Annotated in this window: 3 protein-coding genes; 1 reads left to right on the top strand and 2 read right to left on the bottom strand. The window is 71.6% G+C overall.

What is annotated here, in order from left to right:
• The first annotated feature begins 173 nt into the window (after positions 1-173).
• Positions 174-2600, top strand: a complete 2427-nt coding sequence (locus OGL88_RS16170; protein ID WP_263092127.1) for an excinuclease ABC subunit UvrA — start codon at positions 174-176, stop codon at positions 2598-2600.
• A gap of 294 nt (positions 2601-2894) precedes the next feature.
• Here OGL88_RS16170 and OGL88_RS16165 read toward each other — a convergent pair whose 3' ends face one another.
• Together OGL88_RS16165 and OGL88_RS16160 are read right to left on the bottom strand one after the other, a co-directional pair.
• Positions 2895-5462 carry a choice-of-anchor G family protein gene (locus OGL88_RS16165; protein WP_263092126.1) on the bottom strand — a complete coding sequence of 856 codons (2568 nt, stop codon included), beginning with the start codon at positions 5460-5462 and terminating at the stop codon, positions 2895-2897.
• 162 nt (positions 5463-5624) lie between these two features.
• Entirely contained in the window at positions 5625-7610 is a 1986-nt protein-coding gene (locus OGL88_RS16160) for a potassium transporter Kup (RefSeq protein ID WP_263092125.1), read from the bottom strand.
• Positions 7611-7766: the final 156 nt, after the last annotated feature.

Raw genomic sequence — 7766 nt, 5'->3', positions numbered from 1 at the left:
CGGCCTGCTGAACAAGACCTTCGGCACCGACGCCGTCAAGCGCGGCCTCCTCGTCGGCACCGCCACCATCACCGCACAGATCAAGTAACACCCGCACCACACGTGCAGGGCCGCCCCGGGCAACCGGGACGGCCCTGCACCACGTTCAGCAACACCCGCCTACCATCGAGCAGATGCCCGCTCCCCGCTCGACCGTGACCGACGACCAACCGGGGCCCGACGACTTCATCCGTGTCCGCGGCGCCCGTGAGCACAACCTGCAGGACGTCGACGTGGACATCCCGCGCAACCGCATCGTCGCCTTCACCGGCGTCTCCGGCTCCGGCAAGTCCTCGCTCGCGTTCGGCACGGTGTTCGCCGAGGCGCAGCGCCGCTTCCTCGAGTCCGTCGCTCCCTACGCCCGACGGCTCATCGCGCAGGGCTCGACGCCGCACGTCGACTCGATCACCGGGTTGCCGCCCGCTGTGGCCCTGCAGCAGCGCCGCGGTGCTCCGAGCAGCCGTTCGACCGTCGGCACGTTGACGACCCTGTCGAACTCGATGCGCATGCTGTTCTCCCGCGCCGGCACCTACCCGTCCGGGGCCGACCGGCTCGAGTCCGACTCGTTCTCGCCGAACACCGTGGCCGGGGCCTGCCCGCGGTGCCACGGACTCGGCATCGCCCACGAGGTCACCGAGGCCTCGGCCGTGCACGACCCGTCGTTGAGCATCCGCGACGGCGCGATCACGGCGTGGCCCGGGGCGTGGCAGGGCAAGAACCTGCGCGACGTCACCGCGGTGCTCGGCTACGACATCGACGTGCCGTGGCGTGAGCTCTCCCGACAGGACCGCGACTGGTTGCTGTTCACCGAGGAGCAGCCCGTCGTCCAGGTCCACCCCAAGCGCGACCGCGTCGCGAAGCCGTACAAGGGACGGTTCTGGAGCGCACGCCAGTTCGTGATGCACACCCTCGCCGACTCGCAGAGCGAGACGCAGCGGACCAAGGTGCTGCAGTTCGTCGAGTCCGGTCCGTGCGGCCTCTGCGGCGGGACCGGACTGACCCGGGCAGCCCTGGCGGTCACCGTCGGCGGCCACTCGATCGCCGACCTGAACGGCCTGCCGCTCACGGCGCTGGCCGACGTCCTGCGCCCGATCGCGACCCTGACCGACGCGGCCGCAGCGACCTCGCGTGCGTCGTCCGGTGAGCACACCGAGGTCGCCGTCGCGATCTCCCGCGACCTGCTCACCCGGGTCGAGGTGCTCGTCGGCCTGGGCCTCGGGTACCTCGCGCTCGACCGGGCCACCCCGACGCTCTCCCCCGGCGAGACGCAGCGCCTGCGCATCGCGACACAACTGCGCTCCGGCCTGTTCGGTGTCGTCTACGTGCTCGACGAACCGAGCGCCGGCCTGCACCCCGCCGACGCCGAGTCCTTGGTCGAGGTCCTCGACGACCTGCGCGCCGGCGGCAACAGCGTCTTCGTCGTCGAGCACGACATGAGCATCGTGCGGCGCGCCGACTGGATCGTCGACGTCGGCCCGGGCGCCGGGTCCGGCGGCGGCACCGTCCTGTACAGCGGCCCCGTCGACGGTCTCGCCGACGTCGAGGCATCGGTCACCCGACGCTTCCTGCACCCGGGCGACCGGAGCGACGGCGAGCGCACCGTCCGGTCCCCCGTCGGGACCCTCGAGCTGCGCGACCTCACGCTGCACAACCTGCATGGTCTCGACGTCGACCTACCGCTCGGGGTGCTCACCGCGGTCACCGGCGTGAGTGGCTCCGGCAAGTCGTCGCTCGTCGGCGGGGTCCTGCCCGGCGTCGCGACGTCGCACCCGCTCGTCGACCGTGTCGTGCAGGTCGACCAGAAGCCGATCGGCCGAACCCCGCGTTCGAACCTCGCCACCTACACCGGGCTCTTCGACGCCGTGCGTGCCGCGTTCGCCGCGACCGACGACGCGAAGGCCCGCGGCTGGACCGCCAGCCGTTTCTCGTTCAACGTGGCCGGCGGTCGGTGCGAGGTGTGCCAGGGCGAGGGCTCGGTGTCGGTCGAGCTCCTGTTCCTGCCGGGCAGCTGGGCGCCCTGCCCGGAGTGCCACGGTGCGCGATACAACGACGAGACGCTCGAGGTGCAGTGGGACGGGGCGTCGATCGCCGACGTCCTGAGCATGACCGTCGACCAGGCGGCGCCCTTCCTGGCGTCGCTGCCGGCAGCCGCCCGCGGGCTCGAGGCCCTGCGCCAGGTCGGCCTCGGCTACCTGCGACTCGGACAGCCCGCACCGGAGCTGTCCGGCGGCGAGGCCCAGCGCATCAAGCTCGCGACCGAGCTGCAACGCGCGCGCACCGGGCACACGCTCTACCTGCTCGACGAACCGACGACGGGCCTGCACCCTGCCGACGTCGAGCTGCTGACCGCACAGCTCGCACGCCTCACCGACGCCGGCAACACCGTCGTCGTGGTCGAGCACGCCATGGACGTCGTCGCGAGTGCGGACCACGTCATCGACATGGGACCCTCCGGCGGCGAGGACGGCGGCCGCGTCGTCGCGACCGGCACCCCCGCCGAGGTCGCGGCGTCCACCGAGAGCCGGACCGCACCGTACCTGCGGGAACAGCTCGGGCGCTGATCGCACCCACCCGCGGACGGGAGGCCCGTGGCGGGCGGGCACCGCGCCTCCCGTCCGCCGGTGCGTGCGCATGTTCCGACGTTCCACGCGTCGATCAACCGGTGCTGTGTCGCACGATGCACACGCATCCGGTGCGTGCGCATGTTCCGACGTTCCACGCGTCGATCACGTGGTGGATCGGCGCACGGTGCGCACGCATGCACGCGCACGCGCACGCACCCGCACGCACGCACACGCACGCACGCAGCAGCGCCCGCCGGGACGGATCCCGGCGGGCGCTGCTGGTGGTGCGGACTAGGCCCGACGGAAGCGGCGGGCGATGGTGAGCCCGACGCCCGCGAGCATCAGCAGGATCGCGAAGGCGATCACCGGGGCCGGGTCGCTGCCCGTGTAGGCGAGCGTCCCGTTCGGGCCGGTGCCGCCGGCGCCACCGGAGCCGGCGGTCGCGAGACGGACGGTGAACGTCACCGGGTCGGACGCCGCCGAGGTGCCGTCAGCGCCGGTCTGGGTGGCGGTGATGGTCACCGTTCCCGGACCGAAGCCGACGATCGGGGTGCACTTCCAGGTGCCGTCGGCCGCGACGACCGCGGTGCAGACGATGACCGTGCCGACGGTGACCGTGACGGTCGCGCCGGGCTGGCCGGTGCCGGTGATCGGCGGGTTGGGCGTCGTGACGGTGCCACCGTCCGTCGGCGAGGTGATCACCGGCGGCGGGGTCGTCGTGGTCGACGCGGGGTTGTAGGTGTAGACGAGCGGGTCGGAGGTGCCACCCGGGGTCGTCACCGTGACCTCGACGTCACCGGCAGCGTGCGCCGGGGTCGTGAAGGTGAGCGTTGTGCCGTCGTCCGACACGCTGTCCGGCGTGATCGGGTCGGAGCCGTCCACCGAGACCGTGGAGTCGTCGGTGAAGCCGGTACCCGTGACGGTCACGACGGTGCCACCCGCGGCCGGACCGTTGTCCGGGTCCAGCGCGGAGATGGTCGGGACCACGGCCGGGGCCGGGTTGTACGTGTACGGCAGCGGCGCCGAGGTGCCGGAGCCGTTGGTGACGGTCACGGGGACCGCACCGGCGGTGTGCGCCGGCGTCGCGAACGTCAGCTCGGTGCCGTCGTCCGACACGCTGTCCGGGGTGATCGGGTCGGAACCGTCCACCGAGACCGTCGAGTCGTCGGTGAAGCCCGTGCCGGAGACCGTGACGACCGTGCCACCGGTGACCGGACCGTTGTCGGGGTCGAGCGCCGTGAGCGTGGGCACCGCTGCGGGTGCCGGGTTGTATGTGTAGTCGAGCGGGTCCGAGGTGCCGGCAGGCGTGGTGACCGTGACGTCGACCGTCCCGGCGTCGTGCGCCGGCGTGGTGAACGTCAGCTCGGTGCCGTCGTCCGAGACGGAGTCCGCCGCGATCGGGTCGGAACCGTCGACCGACACCGTGGCGTCGTCCGTGAACCCGGTGCCCGTGACGGTGACGACCGTGCCACCGGCGACCGGCCCGTTGTCGGGGTCGAGCGCGGTGATCGTCGGGACCGCGAGCGGACCGGCGTTCGGGCCGACCGCAGCCGAGGCGAGGTTGACGACGGCGGTGCCGGCGGCCGGCACCAGTGCGACGCGCAGGGCACGCTGGGTGAAGACACCGTCGGCGCTGGTCTCCTGCACGTTGGCCTGCAGCGACACGACGGTCGTCAGGGCGTCGGCGAGCGGCGTGATCACCGTGTCACCGAGGCCGGCGACGACCTGGTTGATCGGGGCGACGACCTGTGCGATGACGGGGTTCACGACGTCGAGCAGCTGACCGACCGGCAGCGGGATCCCCGCCACCGTGACGGTGAGCCCGCGGAGCGACTGCGTGAGCTGGGTCACGACCCCCTGCAGCGCGGTGGTGACCGCCGGCAGGAGCTGGGTCGTGAGGGCCTCCGTGATGTACGGCAGCAGCTCGGTGTTCGCCGGCAGGTTGTTGATGTCCAGGCCGGCGTTCGTCAGCACTGCGGCGACGTCGACCGTGATCGCACCGGTCTGCAGGTTCGCCGTGATCGAGCCGTCGGCGCTGGTGACGTCGCCGGTGGCCGAGTCGAGCACCGTGACGAGGTCGGGCAGGCCCTGGACCTGGACGAGCGGGCCGAGCGCGTTCAGGGTGTCCTCGACGCCGTCGACCGTCGGCTGGAGCGTGCCGAGCGTGGTGCGGAGGCCGGACACCGTGGTGCCGAGCGCAGGGCTCGTCAGCGACAGGTCGAGTCCGGCGATGCCGTAGTCGCCCGTCTGCGCACCGTCCGGACCGGCTGCCTGGGCAGCGGTGGCCGAGACGGCGCCGACCTCGAGCTGGGCGTTCGCGAGTGCGCCCGCCAGGTCGGCCCCGATGAGTCCGGACAGGTCGAGCGTGGCGTTGGACTGCGGGACGCCGTCCTGCCCGCCGACGCCGATCCCGCCGGTGTTCGTCACCGCGCCGGACGCGGCGACGGAGCTGCCGTCGGCGTCGGCGGCGGCGTACTGGTTGACGACACCGAGGGTGAGGATGCCGTTGTTCCCGAGCAGGTTGAGGCCCCCGCCCAGGTTGACGTTGACCGCGTTGAGCGCGGTGACGTCGAGCGGGTGGACGTCGGTGTCCGTGGCCCCACCGGTGTTGACCGCGTCCGCCGGGGTCACGGTGAGGATGTCGTCGAGGTTCAATCCGAGCGCGGAGCCGCTGAGGAAGCGCCCCTGCCCGGTCGACGCGACGGGCGCTGCCGTCGCGGGGGCGGCGGCGAGGATGCTGCCGCCGGCGCCGAGGAGGGCGGCGGTGACGATCGCGACGCCCTTGCTCCGGCCTGACCATCGGGTGGAAGTGGACGCCCCTGGGTCTTTCTGGGCGCGCTCGAGTACTCCAAGCCTCATGTGGCTTCGCTCCTGATCCTGGTGCTGGTCCGGCAGTTGGTGATGCTGCCTGCAGCTGTGGTGTGGTTCCGACGAGCGTAACCCTGAACGGGTGCACAAGACCATCACCCCCGAACGGGGGCCTGCGCTCCGCGGATGCGGAACGCAGGCGCACGACGTGCGTCAGATCTCGACGTCGCTGCCCATCGTCACGGTCCGCTGCGCGGGGAGACCGAAGCGTGCTGCGGGGTCGGCGGCGTTGTGGGCGAGTCCGACGAAGAGCTTCTTCCGCCAGGCCACCATCCCCCGGTTGCCGGGCGTCGGACGGAGGGCTCCGCGGGAGATGAAGTAGGACGCCCGGAGCACTTCCTCCGGGTCGATGTCCAGGACCTCGGCCAGGCAGGCGGCGTGCAGGGCCTTCGGCAGGTCCTGGTCGTCCGAGAACCCGAACTTCACCGTGATGTGGTCGATGCCGTCGTCCTCGTAGCCGAGGTCGTCGCGGAAGAACGCCTTCGCGTGCGGGACGTGCGGCACGTTGGCGGTGAGCACCGAGACGATCAGGACGGTCCGGTGCACCACGTGGTTGTGCTCGACGTTGGCCCGGAGCGCCAGCGGCGTCGTCTCCTTGTTCGGGTGCGGGAAGACCGCCACCCCGGGCACCCGCGGGATGTGCTCCTGGTTGATGCGGTCGATGAACTCGGCGAGCGACCCCTCGCGTTCCTTGCGTTCCTCCTGCACGAGCGCCCGGCCACGGCGCCACGTCGTCATCACGGTGATCACGGCCAGGGCGATGAGGAGCGGCACCCAACCGCCGTGGATGATCTTCGACAGGTTGCCGGCGAGGAAGGTCAGCTCGAGCCCGCCGAACGCCACCGCCGCGACGACGAGCTTCCAGGTCGCCCACTTCCACAGCGGGCGGACGACGAGCAGGAGCAGGAGCGTGTCGACGACCAGGGCTCCGGTGACGGACACCCCGTACGCGGTCGCCAGGTTCGCCGACGACCGGAACGCGAGCATGATCGCGAGCACGCCGATGAACAGCAGCAGGTTCACCGCGGGCAGGTAGATCTGCCCACTCTCCCGCCGCGACGTCTGCCGGATCGTGAGCGGCGGCAGCAGCCCGAGCTGGACCGCCTGGCGGGTGAGCGAGAACGCCCCGGAGATGACGGCCTGGCTCGCGATCACCGTCGCGAGCGTCGCCAGCACCACCACGGGCAGCCGCAACGCGTCCGGGAACAGCAGGAAGAACGGGTCCTTCGCCGCCGACGGGTCACGCAGCACCAGCGACGCCTGCCCGAGGTAGTTGAGGACGAGCGCCGGGAACACCACGAAGAACCACGCCTTCAGGATCGGCGACCGTCCGAAGTGCCCCATGTCGGCGTAGAGCGCCTCGGCACCGGTGATGACGAGCACCACGGCCCCCATCGCCACGAACGTGATGTACGGGTGCGCGAAGGCGAACGAGATCGCCCACGTCGGCGAGAGCCCCTGCAGGACGCCGGGGTGCTCGAGGATGTGCGGGACGCCGGCGGCGGCGATCACGACGAACCAGAGCAGCATCACCGGGCCGAACAGGTTGCCGACCTTGCCGGTGCCGAAGCGCTGCACCGCGAAGAGCACGACCAGGATGACCGCGGCGATCGGCACGATCAGGTGTTCGACGGACGGCGCTGCGGTGCCGAGCCCCTCGACCGCGGACAGCACCGACACGGCCGGGGTGATCACGGAGTCGCCGTAGAAGAGCGAGACCCCGACGATGCCGATCACCAGGAAGATCACCGCGCCACCGCGACGCTTCGCGTAGAGCCGGCGGGCCAGGGCAGCGAGCGCCATCACGCCGCCCTCGCCGTCGTTGTCGGCGCGCATCAGGATCAGGACGTACTTGATCGAGACGATGATCGTGATGCTCCAGAACATCATCGAGATGACGCCGTAGACGTCTTCCTGGTTGGCCTTCACCAGGCCGTCGTCGATCGTGAACACCGTGCGCAGGGCGTAGAGCGGACTCGTCCCGATGTCGCCGAACACGACGCCGAGTGCGGCGAGCGCCAGGACGGCGACGCCCTTGCGCGGGCCGTGGCCGCCGTCGTCGGTGGCCTCGGTCGTGGGGGTGGTGTGGTCCGTCGGCTTCGACGGTTCCGTCGGGGTCTCGGAGCGGGTATCGGTCACGCTCGGCACTTCCGTCTCCGGCCGTCCGGGCGACGGCCGCCGCTCATCATCGCACCGTGCGCGGGATGCGCTCGCAGGTGGCGCACATGCGTGCGCACCGCGGCTCTCGACGTGCGCTGCGATCCCGAATCCGCGAAAGCGACAGCGTGCCGCGAA

Source organism: Curtobacterium sp. RIT-PI-V (assembly GCF_025642935.1).
Taxonomy (GTDB): Bacteria; Actinomycetota; Actinomycetes; order Actinomycetales; family Microbacteriaceae; genus Curtobacterium.
Note: the sequence above shows the minus strand (reverse complement) of the source record. Positions and strands in the feature narration are given on the sequence as shown.

Bases quoted from the DNA above. Each gene is read 5' to 3' on its own strand.
- OGL88_RS16170 (WP_263092127.1), top strand. From the start codon at position 174: ATGCCCGCTCCCCGCTCGACCGTGACCGACGACCAACCGGGGCCCGAC.
- OGL88_RS16165 (WP_263092126.1), bottom strand. From the start codon at position 5,462: ATGAGGCTTGGAGTACTCGAGCGCGCCCAGAAAGACCCAGGGGCGTCC.